The 19,138-nt window shown below is 68.3% G+C and carries 15 protein-coding genes, 1 pseudogene and 2 riboswitches; of the genes and pseudogenes, 4 read left to right on the top strand and 12 right to left on the bottom strand.

Annotation, left to right across the window (positions count from 1 at the left end):
* Positions 1-2 precede the first annotated feature (2 nt).
* Entirely contained in the window at positions 3-1,400 is a 1,398-nt protein-coding gene (locus B1991_RS04600; protein ID WP_136257535.1) for a M20/M25/M40 family metallo-hydrolase, read from the bottom strand.
* A gap of 130 nt (positions 1,401-1,530) precedes the next feature.
* Positions 1,531-1,699: riboswitch (yybP-ykoY riboswitch) on the top strand.
* A 4-nt stretch (positions 1,700-1,703) separates the two neighbouring features.
* Here B1991_RS04600 and B1991_RS04595 point away from each other — a divergent pair.
* Positions 1,704-2,270, top strand: coding sequence for a manganese efflux pump MntP (locus B1991_RS04595; RefSeq protein WP_136257534.1), 567 nt, complete (start codon positions 1,704-1,706; stop codon positions 2,268-2,270).
* Between the two features lie 39 nt (positions 2,271-2,309).
* Here the strand turns inward: B1991_RS04595 and B1991_RS04590 are convergent, their stop codons facing one another.
* From B1991_RS04590 to B1991_RS04550, 9 genes and pseudogenes are all read right to left on the bottom strand, one after another.
* On the bottom strand, positions 2,310-3,698 hold the full coding sequence (locus B1991_RS04590; RefSeq protein ID WP_246031055.1) for a M20/M25/M40 family metallo-hydrolase: 1,389 nt from the start codon (positions 3,696-3,698) through the stop codon (positions 2,310-2,312).
* A gap of 76 nt (positions 3,699-3,774) precedes the next feature.
* The gene (locus B1991_RS04585; RefSeq protein ID WP_136257533.1) at positions 3,775-4,497 is read right to left on the bottom strand and encodes a response regulator; all 723 of its coding nucleotides are present in this window, start codon (positions 4,495-4,497) and stop codon (positions 3,775-3,777) included.
* Positions 4,494-5,879: pseudogene (locus B1991_RS04580) on the bottom strand (sensor histidine kinase); the annotation flags it as partial. The pseudogene B1991_RS04580 and the gene B1991_RS04585, both read right to left, overlap by 4 nt.
* Positions 5,880-5,966: 87 nt before the next feature.
* Positions 5,967-7,844: a potassium transporter Kup gene (locus B1991_RS04575; RefSeq protein ID WP_136257531.1), complete on the bottom strand. Its 1,878-nt coding sequence runs from the start codon at positions 7,842-7,844 to the stop codon at positions 5,967-5,969.
* Between the two features lie 267 nt (positions 7,845-8,111).
* Positions 8,112-10,241 (bottom strand): elongation factor G, encoded by a 2,130-nt coding sequence (gene fusA / locus B1991_RS04570; RefSeq protein WP_136257530.1) that lies wholly within the window; start codon positions 10,239-10,241, stop codon positions 8,112-8,114.
* A 176-nt stretch (positions 10,242-10,417) separates the two neighbouring features.
* Positions 10,418-10,864, bottom strand: coding sequence for a hypothetical protein (locus B1991_RS04565; protein WP_136257529.1), 447 nt, complete (start codon positions 10,862-10,864; stop codon positions 10,418-10,420).
* A gap of 217 nt (positions 10,865-11,081) precedes the next feature.
* Positions 11,082-11,765, bottom strand: a complete 684-nt coding sequence (locus B1991_RS04560) for a M24 family metallopeptidase (RefSeq protein ID WP_246031054.1) — start codon at positions 11,763-11,765, stop codon at positions 11,082-11,084.
* Positions 11,762-12,115: a DUF1304 domain-containing protein gene (locus B1991_RS04555; protein ID WP_136257528.1), complete on the bottom strand. Its 354-nt coding sequence runs from the start codon at positions 12,113-12,115 to the stop codon at positions 11,762-11,764. The genes B1991_RS04560 and B1991_RS04555 overlap by 4 nt, the downstream gene beginning before the upstream one ends.
* A gap of 88 nt (positions 12,116-12,203) precedes the next feature.
* Complete coding sequence (locus tag B1991_RS04550; RefSeq protein WP_136257527.1) at positions 12,204-12,953, bottom strand: 2OG-Fe dioxygenase family protein; 750 nt, start codon at positions 12,951-12,953, stop codon at positions 12,204-12,206.
* Between the two features lie 178 nt (positions 12,954-13,131).
* Positions 13,132-13,248, top strand: a riboswitch (SAM riboswitch).
* Positions 13,249-13,334: 86 nt separating this feature from the next.
* On the opposite strand from B1991_RS04550, the gene metX reads away from it, so the two are divergent.
* The 3 genes from metX to B1991_RS04535 all read left to right on the top strand — a co-directional run bounded on the left by metX (position 13,335) and on the right by B1991_RS04535 (position 16,707).
* Positions 13,335-14,345, top strand: a complete 1,011-nt coding sequence (gene metX / locus B1991_RS04545; protein WP_136257526.1) for a homoserine O-succinyltransferase MetX — start codon at positions 13,335-13,337, stop codon at positions 14,343-14,345.
* Between the two features lie 92 nt (positions 14,346-14,437).
* Positions 14,438-15,628 (top strand): cystathionine gamma-synthase, encoded by a 1,191-nt coding sequence (metB, locus tag B1991_RS04540; RefSeq protein WP_136257525.1) that lies wholly within the window; start codon positions 14,438-14,440, stop codon positions 15,626-15,628.
* On the top strand, positions 15,625-16,707 hold the full coding sequence (locus tag B1991_RS04535; RefSeq protein ID WP_136257524.1) for a homoserine dehydrogenase family protein: 1,083 nt from the start codon (positions 15,625-15,627) through the stop codon (positions 16,705-16,707). The genes metB and B1991_RS04535 overlap by 4 nt, the downstream gene beginning before the upstream one ends.
* A 9-nt stretch (positions 16,708-16,716) precedes the next feature.
* On the opposite strand, the gene B1991_RS04530 is transcribed toward B1991_RS04535, so the two are convergent.
* A complete protein-coding gene (locus tag B1991_RS04530; protein ID WP_136257523.1) occupies positions 16,717-17,304 on the bottom strand; it encodes a YceI family protein in 588 nt (195 codons plus the stop codon).
* Between the two features lie 141 nt (positions 17,305-17,445).
* Positions 17,446-19,110, bottom strand: a complete 1,665-nt coding sequence (locus B1991_RS04525) for an APC family permease (RefSeq protein WP_136257522.1) — start codon at positions 19,108-19,110, stop codon at positions 17,446-17,448.
* Positions 19,111-19,138 lie beyond the last annotated feature (28 nt).

The raw sequence follows: 19,138 nt of genomic DNA, 5'->3' as shown, positions 1-19,138 counted from the left end.
CTTCACTTCGCCAGCTGCGTCAGCACCCGATGCCAGAACTCCAGACCTGCTTCAACTTCCGAGGCCGGCAGTTTTTCATTGAGGCCGTGGGCAAAGGTGTCGTCAGGCTTGATGAACGCCGCATCGATGCCGTAGCTGGGGACGCCGGCGTTGCGGAAGTGCTTGCTGTCGGTGGCGCCGGCGGACATGCTCGGCACCACGTCCACGCCGGGGAAGCGCTGGTGCACGGCGGCGGTGACGGCGGCGATCACGTCCGGGCGCAGCGGCGAGGCGGCGTTGGCCACCGGCGGGGTCGACTGCAGGGTCACGCTGGCGGACTTGTCGTCGATCACCTTGACCAGGGTGTCGCGCACGCTGTCGACCGACGTGCCCGGGAAGATGCGGCAGTTGATGTTGACGCTGGCGCGCTGCGGCAGCGCGTTGACCGCGTGGCCGCCGTTGAGCATGGTTGCCACGCAGGTGGTGCGGATCTGGCCGACGTAGGCGGGGTCGGCGGAGATGGTGGCCGCCGCGGCGGCATCGTCGGGGTGGGCGGCGAAGCGGGTCATCGCCGCGCCCAATGGGCCGGGGATGTGGGCGCCGAGCGCACGCAGCGAGGCGAGCGTGATCTCGTTGCTTTCCGTCGGAAACTGGTGGGCGGCGACGCGGTCGATGATGCGCGCCAGCCGGTAGATCGCGTTGTCCGCGCCGGGTTCGCTGGAGTGCCCGCCGGGCGAGGTCAGGGCGATCTGGAAGTCCGCATAAGTCTTCTCGGCGGCCTGGATCTGGTACAGCAAGGGCTTGCCGGTCTCGGCGTCGAGGGTACCGCCGCCGGCGTCCGCGTTGAGCAGGAATTCGGCGTCGTGGTAGCGCTTCGCCAGCTCGCGGGTCGAGGCCATCGCGGTCTCCTCGTCGCCGGACAACAGCAGGATCAGGTCGTGGCGCGGCGTGAAGCCTTCGCGCTTGAACCGGATCAACGTTTCGACCAGCACCACCGCAGCGGCTTTCATGTCTGCCACGCCGCGGCCGTAGAGATAGCCGTTTTCCTCGACCAGGGTGAACGGGTCGCGGGTCCAGTCTTCGCGCTTCGCCGCCACCACGTCCATGTGCCCGGACAGCAGGATCGGCCGGCCTCCGCCGGTGCCGCGGTAGCGCGCCACGAGCGCGGCGGTGTCGTCCACCGGAATGATTTCGACGTCGCCGTCGGCAAAGCCGGCAGCCTTGAGCTTGCCGGCCAGGTATGCGGCCAGCACCGGCACCTGGCGTTCGCCCTCGACCGTGCGGATGCCGACCGCATGTTTCAGCATCGCCATCGCTTCAGGCAGTGCCTCGGTGGCGGTGTTGGCGCGGGCCGGACCGATGCCGGTGCAGAAGATCAGGGCGGCCACCGCGGCGGGGCCAAGCGCTCGTGCTGCTCTCATTCGAAATCCCCTTGCATGCCTTGAACGAAGCCCCAGTATGCGCGACGGCATGCCCGTCTGCCTGTGCCGGGCCCGCTGCGCCGTTGTGCTAACCTTGCCGCCGCGCTGAAGGCTGTGCCGGCGGCGCGACACCCCTTGGGGAGTAGCCTGCCTCGTTCCGCGAGGCGTCTTCGTCAACATGCTCGGCGTCCATCCGCCGTGGCGAAGACACCGATCCTGGTTGGCGAGACCAACGGCTGACGGCGCCACAGCGGTGGGGCGCGCCGTCGTGCCGTTGCGCCTGGCCCGACCGAATGGCTACCCATGAATCCCGTTTCCATCCTGCTGCTCGGCTTCGCCATGTCCACCGACGCGTTCGCCGCGGCGATCGGCAAGGGCGCGGCGATGACGCGTCCACGGCTGATCCAGGCGCTGCGCGCCGGCGCGATCTTCGGCGTGATCGAGGCGATCACGCCGGTGGTCGGCTGGCTGCTGGGCAAGGGCGCCTCGCGCTACATCGAGGTGTGGGACCACTGGATCGCGTTCGGTCTGCTGCTGGCGTTGGGCCTGCACATGATCTGGAACGGGCTCAAGCCCGAGCCGGACGAGCCGGTTGATGAAGCGAAGCGGCACGGCTTCGCCGCGCTGGCCATCACCGGGCTGTCCACCAGCATCGACGCGCTGGCGGTGGGCGTGGGACTGGCCTTTGTCGATACGCCGATTGTCGTGGTCGCGGTGGTGATCGGTCTGTGCACGTTCGCCATGGTCACGCTCGGCATCATGCTCGGTCGCGTGCTGGGCGAGGTGGTGGGCAAGCGGGCGGAGATGATCGGCGGCTTCATCCTGATCGGCGTCGGCGCGGTGATCCTGTACGAGCATCTGGCCGGTTGAGGCGACGTCCACGCCCCTGGCACGGCCGCACCGCGCGGTTTATTTCGCCAGCTTCGTGAGCAGGCTGTGCCAGAAATCAAGCGCGGCGGGCACTTCGGAAGCGAGCAGCTTCTCGTTGAGGCCGTGCGCGAAGCTGTCGTCGGGTTTGCCGAAGTTGGGCGAGACGCCGTAGCTGGGCACGCCCGCGTTGCGGAAATACATGCTGTCGGAGGCACCGGCGGACATGCCGGGCACCACCTCCAGCCCCGGGAAGCGTTCGTGCACGGTGGCGGTGACGGCGGCCACGATGTCCTTGCGCAGCGGCGAAGTCGGGCTTTGCACGGGCGGAGGTTCCTGCACGGTGATCTTCACGCCGGGGTCGGCCACGACCTTGTTGAGCGTGGCCTCGACGGCGGTGATGCTGGTGTCGGGGAAGATGCGGCAGTTGATGTTGGCGCTGGCGCGTTGCGGCAAGGCGTTGAGTGCGTGGCCGCCGTCGAGCATGGTCGCCACGCAGGTGGTGCGCAGCTGGCCGACGTAGGCGGGGTCGGCGGAGATGACGGCGGCGGCGCGGGCGTCGTCAGGATGGGCGCTGAATTGCAGCATGGCCTGCGCCAGTGGACCGTGACTGTGTTCGCCCACCGCTTTCAGCGAGGCGAGGGTGATGTCGTTGTGCTGCACCGGGAAGGCGTAGCCGGCGACGCGATCGAGCGCATGGGCCAGCCGATAGATCGCGTTGTCCGGCGTCGGTTCACTGGAGTGGCCGCCGGGCGAGGTGACGGTGAGCAGGAAGTCCGCATAGGTCTTCTCGGCCGCCTGGATCTCGTAATCCACCGGCTTGAGCTTGTCGTCGAAGGTGCCGCCGCCGGCGTCCGCGTTGAGCAGGAAGTCCGCGTCGTGGTAGCGCTGGGCCAGTTCGCGGGTGGAGGCCATCTCGGTCTCCTCGTCGCCGGAGAACACCAGGATCATCTCGTGGCCGGGCACGAAGCCCTCGCGCTTGAAGCGCATCATGGTGGCGACCAGGGTGACCAGGTTGGTCTTCATGTCGGCGGTGCCGCGACCGTAGATATAGCCGTTCTCCTCGATCAGCGTGAACGGGTCGCGGCTCCAGTCCTTCGGATCGGCCGCGACCACGTCCATGTGCGCCGAGAGCAGGATCGGCTTGCCCCTGCCGCTGCCGCGGTAGTGCGCGACCAGCGCAGCGGTCTCGCCGACCGGGATGACCTCGATGTCCGATCTGGCGAAGCCGGCCGATTCCAGTCTGCCGGCGAGATAACGCGCGAACGCCGGCACCTGGCCCTCGCCTTTCACCGTCTGCATGGCGATGGCGTGGCGCAGCATGGCCATGGTTTCAGGCATCAGCTGCGCGGTGGTTTCGGCACCCGCGCTGGAAGTCTTCGCAAGCGCCAGCACGAGGCCGGCACAAAGCAACAAGTGGCGCATCGACATGGGAGCATTCCAGGCAGTGGCGTTGAACGCCGAGTATCTGCCTGTGCGCGCCCGTCAACCAGTGGCGACAAGGATTTCAGCCAGGTGTGGATTCGTCGCCGCTACCTTCCAGGAAACGGTAGCCTATGCCCGGCTCGGTCTTCAGCCAGCGTGGCGCGGCGGGATCATCGCCCAGCTTCTGGCGCAGGCGGCCCAGCACGATGCGCAGATAGTGCGTGTCCTGCACGTGGCTGGCACCCCATACCTCGCGCAGCAACTGCTGCTGACTGACCACGCGGCCGGCATGGCGCAGCAGCAGCGCGAGCACGGCGTATTCCTTGCGCGTCAACGCGACCCCGTGGCCATCGAGGCTGACTTCACGCCGAGCCAGGTCGATCGCCAGGTGGCCGTCGTCGTACCGCGGCGGCACGTCGGCCGCGGCGGTTGCGGGATGGTGGCGCAGCAGGGCACGCAGCCTGGCCATCAGTTCCTGCATGCCGAACGGCTTGGTCACATAGTCGTTGGCGCCGTTGTCCAGCGCGCGCACCTTCTCGCTCTCGGCGTTGCGCACGGACAGCATCAGCACCGGCACCGAGCTCCATTGGCGCAACTCGGCCAGCACTTCGTGGCCCTCGCGATCAGGCAGGCCCAAGTCGAGGATGACCAGGTCGGGCGCTTGCGTGGTGGCGAGTGCAAGACCTTCCGCGGCGTTGGCCGCCAGCAGCACCTGATATCCCCCGGCGCGCAGGCCGATGTCGAGGAAGCGACGGATCTGCCTCTCGTCATCGATCACCAGCACGCGTGGCGCAGCAGTGTTCAAGCGTTGCTCTCCGGTGCGGGTGGCAGGGGCAGGGTGATGCGGATGGTGGTGCCGCCGCCCGCGGTGGCCAGCGCTTCCACGTTGCCGCCATGCGCGCCGATCATGCCGCGACAGATCGACAGCCCCAGTCCGGTGCCGTTGTTGCCGCGATCGCCGCGCGATACCGAATGGAACATGTCGAAGATGCGCGCCCGCTCATCCGGCGGAATGCCCGGGCCGTGATCGATCACTTCGATCTGCAGCTGTTCGCCGGTCACGGCCGCCTCCACGCGCACGGCCTCGCCGGGCGGAGAGAAGTGCGCGGCATTTTCCAGCACGTTGAACAGCGCCTGCTCGATCAGCGCCGGGTGCACGTAGAGCAGTACGGTCTCCTGCGGCAACGCGGTCTGCATGGACAGTCCCGGGAAGAACCGGCGAAGCCTGTCGGTGGCGGTCACCACCACTTCGGTCGCATCGATCCAGTCGCGATGCAGCTTGAGCGTGCCATGGCCGAGCCGGGTCATGTCCAGCAGGTTCTGGATATAGCGGTCCAGCCGCTGGCCCTCATGCACGATCGACTGCAGCAACTCCTGCCGTTCGGCCCGCGGCAGTTGCGTTTCGTACATGGCAAGGGTGTCGGCGGCACCGATCATCGAAGCCAGCGGCGAGCGCAGGTCGTGCGAGACGGAGGAAAGCAGGGCGTTGCGCAGCCGCTCGGTTTCGCCCTGCACGCGGGCCTGCTCGAGCTCGTGCGCCAGTCTGGCACGTTCCAGTGCCAGTGCAATGTCCTGGCTCATCGCGAGGGCCAGCTCGCGCCGCTCGGCATCGGGTTCGTCCGGGCCCCGCGTGGCAAACACCACCGTGCCGTGCCCGTGCGCGCCGACGGTCAGCGGAACCAGCCACCCGCAGCCAGGATCATCGTTCCGATCGACGGCGGATGCTTCCTCGGCTGGGTTGATATGAGCGGTTGCACCGACGGCCTTCGTCAGAGCGCGAGCACCGACTTCGCGAATCGCCGTGGCACCGGCGGCGGTGGCGAGTTCCCTGCCCAGCTGCAACAGTGTGCGCGCGCGCTGCTGCGCGGTCCGCAGGGAAGTGACCTGGTCGGAGAGCCGGGTGGCCATGCGGCTGCAGACGAGGGCGACGATCAGGAACAGCACGATCGCCAGCACGTCGTCGCCGTTGGCGATGGCCAGCGTATACCGCGGACGGGTGAAGAAGAAGTTGTAGCCGAGGAAACACAATACGGCTGTATAGACGGCTACCGCCATGCGCTTTCGCACCGCGACGGCGAGCACGCCGGTCAGCAGGATCAGCGAGAGATTGGCGATCGACAGGTAGCGGTCGGCGACGAAAGTCAGCGCGAAAGCCGCCAGGGTGACTGTCGTGGCGAAAAGGTAGTCGGCCGCGACAGCGCCGTGCGGGTGGCGTGGTGCCGGCTCATGCATGCGGCAGGTGTTCCCGGCGGTGGGGCGGTGGTCGATGTCGTGTCATATCTCCACCTCCGATCCCAGCTCGATACGCCGATTGCCGGGAATCCGGAAGAACGCGGTCGCGGACAGCGCATTGTGCGCCATGAAGGCGAACAGGCGATCACGCCATGCCGCCATGCCGTGGGCGTGCCGACCGGGCACCACGGTCTCGCGGGACAGGAAGAAGGTGGTATCCATCATGTCGAACGGCAGGCCGTCATGGCCGCATTGTGCCAGTCGAAGCGGTACATCCGGGTCCTCGCCGAAGCCGAAGCGCAGGCGCAATCGAATGAATCCTTCGCCCAGCGCCGTCCATTCGAACCATTCGGCGGGCTCGGCCCGGGGCGTATCCAGGGTCTCCACCGTGAGCAGCACGTTGCGTTCGTGCAATACCTTGTTGTGCTTGAGGTTGTGCAGCAGTGAGCTGGGGATCGACTCGGGGTTGGCGGTAAGGAACACGGCCGTGCCGGGCACCCGTGTCGCCGGGTGATCAGCCAGGTTGCGGATGAACGGCGCCAGCGCCAGGCCGCCTTGCCGGATTTCGCGCACCACCAGCTCGCGCCCGCGGCGCCAGGTGGTCATCGCCACGAAAACGCCCAGGCCCAGCGCCAGTGGAAACCAGCCGCCGTGCTCGACCTTGACCAGGTTGGCGCTGAAGAAGCCAAGGTCCACGGTGAGCAGGCAGGCGCCGGTGGCGAGTACCGCGGGAAGACGCCAGCGCCACTGGTATCGCGCCACCACCAGGGCCAGCAGGGTGGTGATGACCATGGTGCCGGTGACCGCGATGCCGTAGGCGGCGCCCAGGTTGTCCGACGAGCGGAAGCCGAGCACGGCCGCGACAATCAGGACCAGCAGGACCCGGTTGATCCACGGCACGAAGATCTGCCCCGCCATCTCGCGTGACGTGTGCACCACGGGCATGCGTGGCATGTAGCCCAGCTGCATCGCCTCGCGCGTCATCGAGAATGCACCGGAGATCACCGCCTGCGAGGCGATCACGGTGGCCGCGGTCGCCAGCGCGATCATCGGGTACAGCATGAACCGCGGTACCAGGTGGTAGAACGGGTTGGCCACCGCAGCGGGGTCGTGCAGGATCAGCGCGCCCTGGCCGAAGTAGTTCAGCACCAGCGCCGGCAACACGAAGTTGAACCAGGCCAGCTGGATCGGCCGCTTGCCGAAATGGCCCATGTCCGCATACAGCGCCTCCGTGCCGGTGACCGCCAGCACCACCGCTCCCAGCGCGAAGAAGGCTTCGGCCTGATTGCGCAGAAAGAAGTCGACGCCGTAGCGCGGGCTGAGCGCCAGCAGGACTTCCGGGTTGCGGGCGATACCCAGCACGCCGAGCCCGGCGATGCTGAGGAACCAGACCGCGCAGACCGGACCGAACACGGCGCCGATGCGGTGGGTGCCGTGCTTCTGCAGCCAGAACAGGCCGACGATGACGCCGATGGTGATCGGTACCACCCAGCGTTCAAGCGCGGGCGCGGCCACCTTCAGTCCCTCGACCGCGGACAGCACCGAGATCGCCGGGGTAATCACGCCGTCGCCGTAGAACAGCGCAGCGCCGAACAGGCCCAGCGCAATCAGGCTCATGCGCAGGCGTGGCACATGGCGCGCGCTGCGCTGGGCCAGCGCCAGCAAGGCCATGATGCCGCCCTCGCCGCGGTTGTCGGCGCGCATGATGAACAGTAGGTACTTGATCGACACCACGATGATCAGCGACCAGAACACCAGGCTCAGCGCGCCCAGCACATTTGCCGCAGAGGCCGGCACGCCATGGGCGCCGAACACTTCCTTCAGCGTGTACAGCGGGCTGGTGCCGATGTCACCGTAGACCACGCCCACGGCGCCGAGTGCCAGCGCGGCGAGGCGGCGCTTCTGCGGGGCGGCGCTCATGGGCCACGGCCGGTGGCGAGAACCTCGACAGATGCCGGCGCGATGGGAAGAACGACGATGTGAAACATCTGCACTGCCTGGAATGGATCAGGCGCGCAGTCTGGGCGTTGGGCCGTAACAACGGCATAGCGTCCGGCGGCGACGGCATAAAATCCGCGTAAAAATTGCCGTGGGCGACGTGGCCAGCCCGAACGAACAGGCCCGGAATACCAGTTCGCGGGCCTGTTCCATGCGTCGCGGCGATCGTCGTCGCAGCGCCTGTCGGGCTTACTTCGCTTCCTTCTCCATCAGCTTCTCCACCATGCTGGCGGGCACTTCCTGGTAGTGGTCGAAGATCATCGAGAAGTTGCCGCGGCCGCTGGTGGCCGAGCGCAGGAAGTTGATGTAGCCGAACATTTCCGACAGCGGCACGAAGCCCTGCACGAAGGCCGACGTGCCTTTCTGGCCCTGGTCGGAGATGCTGCCGCGGCGGCGGTTGATGTCGCCGATGATGTCGCCGAGGTAACTCGCCTCGGTGACCACCTCCAGGCTCATGATCGGTTCGAGCAGCTTGGGCTTGCTGAGCTTCTGCGCCTCGCGGAAGCAGGCGCGCGCGGCGATCTCGAAGGCCAGCGCGGAGGAGTCGACGTCGTGGAACTTGCCGTCGATCAGGCGTGCCTTGAAATCCACCACCTCGTAGCCGGCCACCTGGCCCTGGCGCGACTCGACCTCGATCGCGTGCTGCACCGCCGGGATGTATTCGCGCGGCACGCGGCCGCCGACCACCTCGTCGGAGAAGATCACGCCGGAGCCCGGTTCGCCCGGCTCGAAGATGATCGTCACCTCGGCGAACTGGCCCGAGCCGCCGGACTGCTTCTTGTGCGTGTAGGTGTGCTCCACCGTCTGCCCGAACGCCTCGCGGAAGCTGACCTTGGGCTTGCCCATGTTCGCTTCCACGCCCAGCTCGGTGCGCATGCGGTCGATGGTGATTTCCAGGTGCAGCTCGCCCATGCCCTTGAGCACGGTCTGGCCGGTTTCCTGGTCCACCTCCATGCGCAGCGAGGGATCGGCCTTGACCATCTTGTAGAGCGCGGTGGAGAGCTTGTCGACGTCGTTGCGGCTCTTCGGTTCCACCGACACGCTGATCACCGGGTCGGGGAAGCGCATGCGTTCGAGCAGGGCCGGGTGTGCCGGGTCGCTCAGCGAGTCGCCGGTCTCGGTCTCCTTCAGCGAAACGAAGGCGCAGATGTCGCCGGCGCGGGTTTCGTCGATCTCGCGGGTGTGGTCGGCCTGCACCTCGACGATGCGGCCGATGCGCTCCTTCCTGCCGCGGGTGACGTTGAGCAGGGTGTCGCCCTTCCGGATCACGCCGGAGTAGATGCGGCAGAAGGTCAGCGTGCCGAACTGGTCGTTGATCACCTTGAACGCCAGCGCGCGGGCGGGCGCGTCGTCGGTGACCGGCTGCTCGCCGATCACGTGGCCGTCCTCGTCGACGATGGAGATGCCGCCGTTCTCGCCCGGGTAGGGCATGTAGTCGACCACCGCGTCCAGCAATTGCTGCACGCCCTTGTTCTTGTACGAGGAGCCGCACAGCACCGGCACCAGCTTGCCGCTGACGCAGCCGATGCGGATGCACTTCTTCAGCACTTCCGGGTCGTGCTCGCCGGTTTCGATCAGGCGTTCGAAGGCGTCATCGTCCATCGCCAGCGCGTGTTCGAGCATCTCCTGGCGCAGCGCGGGCAGTTGCGAAAGCCACTCGTTGTCGGCGGACGCGGCGAATTTCAGGCGCTGCTGCGCCTCCTCGAAGGAGACGGTTTCCCACTTGCTGTCCTTGTCGTCGGACTGCCAGATGAGCGCGACGCCGGCGACCAGGTCGGCCATGCCGCAGAACTCGTCGCTGCTGCCCAGCGGCACCTGGCACAGCAGCGCCGGTGCATTCAGGCGCTCGCGGATGCCCTTCACGCAGTGCGCGAAGTTGGCGCCGATGCGGTCCATCTTGTTGACGTAGCACAGCCGCGGCACGTGGTACTGGTCGGCCAGGCGCCAGTTGGTCTCGGTCTGCGGCTCCACGCCGGCGACGCCGTCGAACACCACCACGGCGCCGTCCAGCACGCGCAGCGAACGGTTCACCTCGATGGTGAAATCGACGTGGCCGGGGGTGTCGATCAGGTTGATCTGATGGCCTTTCCACTCCGTGGTCACCGCCGCCGACTGGATCGTGATGCCGCGCTTGCGCTCCTGCTCCATGTAGTCGGTGGTGGTGGAGCCCTTGCCGTCCTTGGTCTCGTGCGTGTTGACGATCTGGTGCTTGCGGCCGGTGTAGTACAGCACGCGCTCGGTCGTGGTGGTCTTGCCCGCGTCGATGTGCGCGATGATGCCGATGTTGCGGAAACGTTGGAGGGGTTTGCTGCGAGCCATGACGCGCGTCCATTGGGGAAGCCGGCAGCGCAGGATGCGACCGGCGATCCGCCCATTGTAGCGGGGAGCGCGTGCGGGGATCAGGGCAGGGTGGTGCGGCCGGTGCCGGCATGTGCGGCCCGGCTCGCAGCTGGCGGGACGCATGGTTCGCGCCGCTCGCGGCGCGGGCGTCGGCGCTAGCGCGCGACGATGCCGTAGTGCGGGTCGTTGCGCGCCGGCTCGCCCAGCTGGCTGAGCAGGATTGCCGTGCGGATGGTGAAGTCGTTCCAGCTCGGCAGCGCGGCCAGTTCCAGCCAGTCGGTCCATTCCGGCGAAAGCGAGCGATCGGCCCGGTGTGCGGCGGCCTTGCGGCCGTCGATGATGGCGTCGCGGATCGCCGGCATGCACGACATGAAGTGGCGCATGGTGTCCTTCTCCGTGGCGGAGAGCCGACTCGCCGGCGACTCCACCAGCCAGGTGCCGGCGGCCTCCATCTCCCACTGGTACTCGCTGGCCAGGAACCAGGTGAACACGTCGCCCTCGGCCTCGCCGGCGGCGACCGCGCGGGCGTGCTCCATGAAGCGGCGCACGGTCTGGTCGTGTCGATCGGATGTTCCGGCGGAGTCGCCCGTGATGGCCAGCATGTGCTTGTCCTCGTCCCGAAGTGGCGACGACCGGGTTCCACGAACCCGATGAATATCGTCGCGTCGTCCGGGTTCATGCACGAGGGATGCCAATGGCCTTGCCGGGGCTGGCAGCCCCGCCAGCACGGGCGGCGATGGCTGCCGCCGCGCGCGCAGCGGCGGGCTGCGCCGCTGCCGGGCAGCGACGCGATGCGTCAGCTTGTGACCGGCGCGGCCGTCAGGCTCGCGCGCTGCCCTCGAGCAGATCTTCGTAGAAGGCGCCGAACGGCTCGCTCGGATGGGCGATCTGGATCTCCAGGATCCACAGGCCGCTGGCCGGCACGTGGTCGAGGTCGCCGAGGTCGCCGCCGCGGTGGATCGCATGCGGAAAATCGCTGACCCGGTGGCCCTTGATCGCCTGGTTGAAACGCCAGCCCATCGCCGCGGCGCGCTGCGTGGCGAAGGCATACAGGGCCTGGCCGCTCAGGCCGTCGTGGCGCCAGGCATCGGCCACCTGCGCGAACAGGGCGCGCGCCGCGTCGGCGCAGGCCTGGCGTTGCGGCGCGTGGCCGACCACGAAGGTGTCGCCCACGTCGCCCTCGTGGCCGTCGAAGACCAGCCCGAGGTCGATGAAGTAGCTGTCATGCTCGCCCAGGCGCACGTCCGGTTCCGACGGCTCGCGGAATGCCTTGGTCGTGTTCCGGCCGATGCGGATCAGTGGTCGGTGCCAAAGGCGTTCGCAGCCCTGTTCGGCAAACACCTTGGCGGCCATCGCCACCGCCTCGGCCTCGCTGATCCCCGGCAACATGCGTGCGCGGATCGCGTGCAGCGCTGCCCAGCTGCGCTCGCGGGCACGCAGCATCAGCACCGGGTCGAAACGCGCCCCCACCGCTTCGCGGGCGGCGCCCTGCGCGCGGCTCAAGCGAGCACCAGCAACAGCGCGACCGCAGCCGGCAGCGCCTGGAACCAGAGGATCTTGCGCGCCGCGGTGAGCCCGCCGAACACGCCTGCGGCCAGTACGCAACCGAGGAAGAACACCTTGATGGCGAACCCGGCCGGGCCCAGCCATGCGCCCCAGATCAGTCCGGCGGCAAGAAAGCCGTTGTACAGCCCCTGGTTGGCAGCCAGCGCCCGCGACTGTTCGGCGAACTCTTCGCTGAGGCCGAACGCGCGGCGACCGGAAGGTCGCGTCCACAGGAACATCTCCAGGACCAGGAACCAGAGGTGCAGCAGCGCGATCAGGACGATCAGGACGTTGGCGACGAGGGACATGGCGTGCTCGCTGGAGGCTGCTGGCGCGGTCGAAGGGCGATTGTTGCAGCCGCCGATCGCGCCGCGCAAATCGCCGCCGGCGAAGCCTTCAGGCGGGCGATGTCGCCGCAGGCGGGGTGGCGCGAAAGGTCACCACCAGTACGTCGCGGTGGGCGGGTTGCGCCGGGTCGATCGGGGTCACCGCGGTGACGCCATGGCTGACGCGGGCGTCGATGACCATCGCCGCGTCCAGCGGATGGGCGAGGGTGAAGCTGCCCAGCAACGCGCCGTCGTCGGCGTGGATGGTGGTGGTGCCGCTCTCGATGTTCTGGCGGTCGATCAGCAGCACCAGCACGTAGTCGACGCCGTCGTGATGGACGCCCTCGGGGGTGGGCTCGCCCGGTTCGTCGGCGCGCGCCTCGATGCGGAACTGGTGCGTCTCGACATGCCAGTGGTGCGGCACGCCGGCCGCCATCGGGGCGAACAGCGCGTGCGCGAACTGCAGGATGCTGCGCATGCTGGCGCCACCGGCCAGCGCCGGCCGGATCGGCAGGAACCAGCGCTGGATGTCGCCTTGCAGCGAGTTGTAGCGCGCGCTCTGCCAGTGCGGCTGGTGCGGCTGGCGCTGCAGCGTGCCGTCCGGCTCGATCGCGAAGGTGGCGTGGCGCCGGCTGCGATGCCGGCCGACCGCCGCCAGATAGGTATCCGGTGCCAGATCGTTCCAGCTGGCGCGAAAGGCCGGCCAGTCGTCCATCTCCGGCATCGGCAGCAACTGGCGCATGTGCTCGGCGGTGACGAAGGCGAAGCCGTCGCGATGCAGGCGGGCCTGCAAGGCGGGGCGGTCGAGAGGGGGAGTCATGGAGCGACACGGTAGCAGCATCCCCCGCAGCCCGACAGTGCGCCACCCCGGCAATACGCAGTGCGAGCACTGTCCGCCGCCGATGCCCGAAGTATCGAAAAAATGTCATGCACCCATATAAACGTTTAGATGTTTAGACGTCTATTGACATGAGGCGTTCGAGGAGCCACCATCCGCCCACTCATCGAGACCGGCTGAGGGACAGGCCCTTTGAAGCCGGGGCAACCTGCGGAGCGTTTCCGTCAAGGTGCCAACTCCTGCGGAGGTGCGCGGTGCACCTGCCGGTAGATGGGCGTCACCCGTTTCGCGGCCCGTGCCGCCGAGCAAGGGGTGATGGCCACTCCGGTCCCCCGCGGGGCGATGCCGACCGGAGTCACTGGCATGACCTTGCAGTCCCCAGCCCGATGTATCGACACCCTGCATGACGCGTTCCTGCCGTCGGCGGAACCGTCCCTGCGCCTGACCGCCCGGCGCGGCAGTCGCCGTGTGACCCTGGCGCCGAAGTACGGCAACGGTGCGCGCGAGGTCGAGGTCGCTTACGCCTGGCATGGTGCGGCGGGTGCGCCCACGGTGATCGTGCAAGGCGGCATCTCGGCCGATCGCGATGTCAGCGGAGCGGCAGGCTGGTGGCGGGAGCTGGCCGACGACGGCGCGGCGATCGACCTCGCGCGCTGCCGGGTGCTGTCGATCGACTGGCTGGACCGCGCGCAACTTGGCGCCGACGCGGTCTCCAGCGAGGACCAGGCCGACGCGCTGGCTGGCCTGCTGCGCGCCCTGGGCATCACCCGCGCGCATGCCTTCGTCGGTTCGTCCTATGGGGCGATGGTGGCGCTGGCCTTCGCCGCCCGCCATCCGGGCGCCGTGGAGCGGCTGGTGCTGCTGGCCGGCGCGCACCGGCCGCACCCGCTCAGCACCGCCCAGCGCAGCGTGCAGCGCGGCATCGTGCGGCTGGGCCAGGCCAGCGACCGTGTCGACGAGGCGCTGGCGCTGGCGCGGCAGCTGGCGATCACCACCTATCGCGGCAGCGCCGAATTCGGCCGCCGCTTCGCCGGCGCGCCCGAGCAGCGTGGGGAGCGCTTCCATTTCCCGGTCGAGGATTACCTGGAGCACCAGGGCCGGCGTTTCGTCGAGCGCTTCGATGCCGATCGCTTCCTCGCCCTGTCCGAGTCGATCGACCTGCATCAGGTCGAGCCCGAACAAGTGGCGGTGCCGGCGACGCTGATTGGCTTCCCCTCCGACCGGCTCGTGCCGCTGGCCGATCTCTGCGAACTGCAGCGTCGCCTGCGCGGCCCGGCCACGCTGGAAGTGGTGGAGTCCCCGTACGGCCATGACGCCTTCCTCAAAGAACCCGAACAACTCACCCCGCTGCTGCGCGAAGCATTGGGTCTGTAGGGCGGGCATTGCCCGCCGCGCGCCCGTCAAGACGTTGGCGGGCAGTGCCCGCCCTACAACAAACGCACGACGCATACGATCTGGAGATTGACATGAGCGCCACCCCCGCCCCCTGTACCCGCGCCGTGCGCGCCGGCATCGAAAGCGACACCCAGCACGGCGCCGTGGTGCCTGCCTTGCACCTGTCGACCAACTACAGCTTCGAGGGCTTCGGCCGCAAGCGTGCCTACGACTATTCGCGCAGCGGCAATCCCACCCGTGACCTGCTGGCCGAGGCGCTGGCGGAGCTGGAGCAGGGTGCCGGCGCGGTGGTCACTTCCAGCGGCATGTCAGCGGTGGCGCTGGTGCTGGAGCTGGTGCCGCCCGGTGCCACCGTGCTGGCCGCGCACGACTGCTACGGCGGCAGCTGGCGCCTGCTCGATGCGTGGGCGAAGAAGGGCCGCTTCGCGGTCGAGTTCGCCGACCTCACCGACAACGTGGCGCTGGCCGCGGCGCTGGCGCGCAAGCCGGCGCTGGTGTGGGCGGAGACGCCATCCAATCCGCTGTTGCGGATCACCGACATCCGCCATGTCGCGCAAGCCGCGCACGCGGCCGGCGCGCTGCTGGTGGTGGACAACACCTTCCTGTCGCCGGCGCTGCAGCAGCCCCTGCTGCTCGGCGCGGACGTGGTGGTGCACTCGACCACCAAGTACATCAACGGCCACAGCGACGTGGTCGGCGGCGCGGTGGTGGCGCGCGACGCGGCGGTGGCCGAGCAGCTGAAGTGGTGGGCCAACTGCACCGGGCTCACCGGCGCGCCGTTCGACAGCTACCTCACCCTGCGCGGCCTGCGCACGCTGGGCGTGCGCCTGCGCCAGCACCAGGAGAACGCAGCGCGCCTGGCCGAGCGGCTGGACGGCCACGCGGCCGTGCGCAAGGTCTACTACCCGGGATTGTCCGGCCACGCCGGTCACGTGCTGGCGGCGCGCCAGCAACTCGGTTTCGGCGCCATGCTCAGTTTCGAACTGGACGGCGAGGTCCCGCAGATCGAGGCTTTCGTCGATGGACTGGACTACTTCTCGCTGGCCGAATCGCTGGGCGGCGTGGAAAGCCTGATCGCCCACCCGGCGACCATGACGCACGCCTCGATGGCGCCGGAGGCGCGGCGCACGGCCGGCATCTCCGACAGCCTGCTGCGCGTGTCGGTGGGCATCGAGGATGGCGACGACCTGCTGCGCGACGTCGACGCCGCGCTGGCCCGGGCCGAAGCGGTACGGACGTCCAAACGCCGGGTGCCCGCATGAACGCGGTGCTGGCCGAGCATACGATCCACGCGCGCGGTGCAGCGACATCGGCCACGGCGATCGTGCTGCTCGGCACCGGCGTGGTGGGCGGCGCCCTGCTCAAGCTGCTCAACACCGACGCGGCGCGTTCGCTGCGCCTGGTCGGCGCGGCGAATTCGCGGCGCCAGCAGACCGATCCGCAGCGACTCGCCCGGCGCGGCCTGCGCGACCAGCTCAACCAGCACGGCGCGCCGCGTGACAACGCCAGCCTGCTCGCGGCGCTGGATGCCAGCGAAGCGCCGACGAAGGTGATCGTCGACGCCACCGCCAGCGCGATGCTGGCCGCGCGCCATGCGGAGTGGCTGGCGCACGGCTATCACGTGGTCACCGCGAACAAGGCACTGGCTGGCGGCGAACTCTCGGGTTGGCGTGCGCTGCAGGCGGCGCTGAATGGCAGCGGCCGTTATGGTGATTCGGCGACGGTCGGCGCCGGTCTGCCGGTGCTGTCCACCTTGCGCAGGCTGCGCGCGTGCGGCGATCACCTGCTCGCCCTGGAGGGGGTGTTCTCCGGCTCGCTGTCGTGGCTGTTCAACCAGTACGACGGCAGCCGGCCGTTCTCCGAGCTGCTGCGCGAGGCGCGTCGGCTGGGCTATACCGAGCCCGACCCGCGCTCGGACCTGTCCGGCGAGGACGTGGCGCGCAAGCTGTTGATCCTCGCGCGCAACGCCGGCTTCTCGCTGGGCAGCGACGAGGTGCAGGTGGAAGGCCTGGTGCCCGAGGCGCTGCGCTCGCTCGATGCCGACACGTTCCTGGCGCGACTGGGCGAACTGGACGCGCCGCTTGCCGCGCGTCACGCCGAGGCCGCCTCGCGCGGTTGCGTGCTGCGCTTCCTCGCCCGCCTCAACCAGCGCGGCCTGGCCCGTGTGGGCCTGGCCGAAGTGCCGCTGACCCATCCGGCCGCGCGCCTGTATGGCACCGACAACCAGTTCGCCCTCACCACCACCCGCTACAACACCCAGCCGCTGGTGATCCAGGGTCCGGGCGCCGGGCCGGAGGTGACCGCGCAGGCGCTGCTCGGCGATGTGCTGGCGCTCGGGTGAGGGCGCGCCTTACTTGACCGCAATCGCCTCGACCTGGATGCGCAGCGTCACGTCCATGCTGAAGCCGTAATCCTTGCCCGCATCCATGCCGAACGCGTCGCGTCGGAACGTGGCCAGTGCATCGGCGCCGCAGACTTCGCGCTTGAACACCGGATGCGGCATGCACTTGAAGCTGTTGATCTTCAGGTCCAGCGGATGGGTGATGCCGTGCAGGGTCAATGTGCCGCTGACCCGCGTCGGCGCGCCGTCGACGAAATCGACGAGCTTGCCGGTGTAGGTGGCCTGCGGATACTTCGCCGTCTCGAACAGTTCCTTGCCCTGCGTGCCCTGGTTGAGCTGATCCTGACCGAAGTCGGCACTCTTCATGTCGTCGGTGACATCCACCGTGCCGGTGCCGGCAGCCTTGTCCAGCGTCACCGTGCCGCGACTGTGGTTGAACTTGCCGCGCCACACCGACAGCCCGCCCATGTGATCGGCCTCGAAGCTGGGATAGGTGTGATCCGGATCGATGCGGTACGTCGCGGCGGCGGCGAGGGCGCTGCCGCTGGCGGCAAGCAGGAGAGCGGTGGTGACGACGGCGGTGCGGATGGACAACATGGGCGACTCCCGTTCGATGTGCAGCCGAAAGTGGATGCATGTCCGGACGACGAACCGGCCACCGCCATTTCGACACTTCCAGGGCGCAACAACGAAAACGCACGGCGTGTGCCGTGCGTCTCGTGATCGAAGGGGCCGGGTTCAGCGGCCGGTGATGCGCTCGGCGCTCTCTTCGTCCGGCGGTACCTGCAGCTCGCCCGGATGCTCGTGCGCCTCGATCCGTATCGCCTCCACCGACGGCGTGCGCCAGCCGGATTTCACGCCCCACAGGTAGAACACCAGGCCGATCACCGCCACCAGCGCCAGGTCCCAGCCGTAGGACAGGTAACCCTTGCCGCCGAACATCGGGCTGCCCGCCCACGACACCAGCGCCAGCGTGGGCAGGTAGCAGACCAGCCACCAGGCGCCCTTCATCTGCCGCCCGAAATCGTGCCAGCCGGCCTTGGCCTGGTAATAGAAGTACACCGGCAACGCGACCACCATCAGCACGATGATCTCGCCGGTCAGCGGCCACCTGGCCCAGTACAGCAGTTCGGTGGACATGATGAAGGCGACGCCGGCCAGGATCGGCAGGCCGGCAAGGCGGAACGGCCGGTTCAATTCAGGCGCTGTCCGCCGCAACGTCATCACGCTGACCGGGCCGGTGAGGTAGGAAATGATCGTGGCGACCGAGATCACCGCCGCCAGCGCGCCCCAGCCGCGGAAGAAGAACAGGAACAGGAACGACACCGCCAGGTTCACCCACATCGCCGGCCGCGGCACGCCCCATTTCGGATGCACGGTGCCGAGGATCTTCGGCAAGGTGCCGTTGCGCTCCATGCCGTACAGCATGCGTGCGGTGGTGGCGGTGTAGGTCATGCCGGTGCCGCTGGGGCTGATCACCGCGTCGATGAACAGCAAGGTCGCCAGCCATTGCAGTCCCAGGATGATCGCCAGGTCGGCGAACGGCGAGGAGAAGTCGATGCCGTGCCAGCCCACGTTGGCCAGCATCTCGCGCGGCACCGCGCCGATGAACGCGACCTGCAGCAGCACGTAGACGATGGTGGCCAGCGCGATCGCGCAGACGATCGCGAACGGGATGCTGCGGCCCGGGTTGCGTGCTTCGCCGGCCAGATTCACCGGGCTCTGGAAACCGTTGAAGCTGAACACGATGCCGGCGATCGCCACCGCGGTGAGGATCGAGGCGAAATCGGTCTTGTGCAGCTCGCCGTGGATGCCGACGCTGAAGTTTTCCGGATGGAAACCGCTCATCATCAGCAGCACCGCGGTGAGCGCGGGGATCACCAGCTTGAACAGCGTGATCGCGGTGTTGGAGCGCGCGAACAGCTTCACGCTCCAGAAGTTGAACAGGAAGTACACGATCACCAGCGCCGCGGCGATCAGCAGGCCGGCGGTGCTCAGCTCGCCATGACCGCCGGGCACCTGGTGGTACAGATCCTTCGCCCAGTCCCACTTCCACGACGACATGTATTGCGCCGACGCTTCCGCCTCGACCGAGATCACCGAGACGATCGCGATCCAGTTCGCCCACGCGGCGATGAAGCCGACCAGCGAACCGTGCGAGTAGTGGCCGTAGCGCACCATGCCGCCGGACTCGGGGAACATCGCGCCCAGCTCGGCGTAGGTCAGCGCGATCGCCATGATCACCGCCGCGCCGATCACCCACGCCCAGATCGCTCCGGGCCCGGCAATCTGCGCGGCGCGCCACGCGCCGAACAACCAGCCCGAACCGATGATCGAGCCCAGGCCGGTAAGCATCAGGGCGAACGGGCCTACGTCGCGGCGAATCGCGCGTTCCTGGGTCATGCGGGGTTCCCATATCGACGCGAAGCGC

Origin of the sequence: Rhodanobacter lindaniclasticus, from assembly GCF_004799035.1 — a bacterium.
GTDB lineage: Bacteria > Pseudomonadota > Gammaproteobacteria > Xanthomonadales > Rhodanobacteraceae > Rhodanobacter > Rhodanobacter lindaniclasticus.
Note: the sequence above shows the minus strand (reverse complement) of the source record. Positions and strands in the feature narration are given on the sequence as shown.

Bases quoted from the DNA above. Each gene is read 5' to 3' on its own strand.
- metB (WP_136257525.1), top strand. From the start codon at position 14,438: ATGAGCGCCACCCCCGCCCCCTGTACCCGCGCCGTGCGCGCCGGCATC.
- B1991_RS04530 (WP_136257523.1), bottom strand. From the start codon at position 17,304: ATGTTGTCCATCCGCACCGCCGTCGTCACCACCGCTCTCCTGCTTGCC.
- B1991_RS04525 (WP_136257522.1), bottom strand. From the start codon at position 19,110: ATGACCCAGGAACGCGCGATTCGCCGCGACGTAGGCCCGTTCGCCCTG.
- metX (WP_136257526.1), top strand. From the start codon at position 13,335: ATGACCTTGCAGTCCCCAGCCCGATGTATCGACACCCTGCATGACGCG.
- B1991_RS04565 (WP_136257529.1), bottom strand. From the start codon at position 10,864: ATGCTGGCCATCACGGGCGACTCCGCCGGAACATCCGATCGACACGAC.
- B1991_RS04575 (WP_136257531.1), bottom strand. From the start codon at position 7,844: ATGAGCGCCGCCCCGCAGAAGCGCCGCCTCGCCGCGCTGGCACTCGGC.
- B1991_RS04555 (WP_136257528.1), bottom strand. From the start codon at position 12,115: ATGTCCCTCGTCGCCAACGTCCTGATCGTCCTGATCGCGCTGCTGCAC.
- B1991_RS04590 (WP_246031055.1), bottom strand. From the start codon at position 3,698: ATGTCGATGCGCCACTTGTTGCTTTGTGCCGGCCTCGTGCTGGCGCTT.
- B1991_RS04600 (WP_136257535.1), bottom strand. From the start codon at position 1,400: ATGAGAGCAGCACGAGCGCTTGGCCCCGCCGCGGTGGCCGCCCTGATC.
- B1991_RS04550 (WP_136257527.1), bottom strand. From the start codon at position 12,953: ATGACTCCCCCTCTCGACCGCCCCGCCTTGCAGGCCCGCCTGCATCGC.
- B1991_RS04595 (WP_136257534.1), top strand. From the start codon at position 1,704: ATGAATCCCGTTTCCATCCTGCTGCTCGGCTTCGCCATGTCCACCGAC.
- B1991_RS04535 (WP_136257524.1), top strand. From the start codon at position 15,625: ATGAACGCGGTGCTGGCCGAGCATACGATCCACGCGCGCGGTGCAGCG.
- fusA (WP_136257530.1), bottom strand. From the start codon at position 10,241: ATGGCTCGCAGCAAACCCCTCCAACGTTTCCGCAACATCGGCATCATC.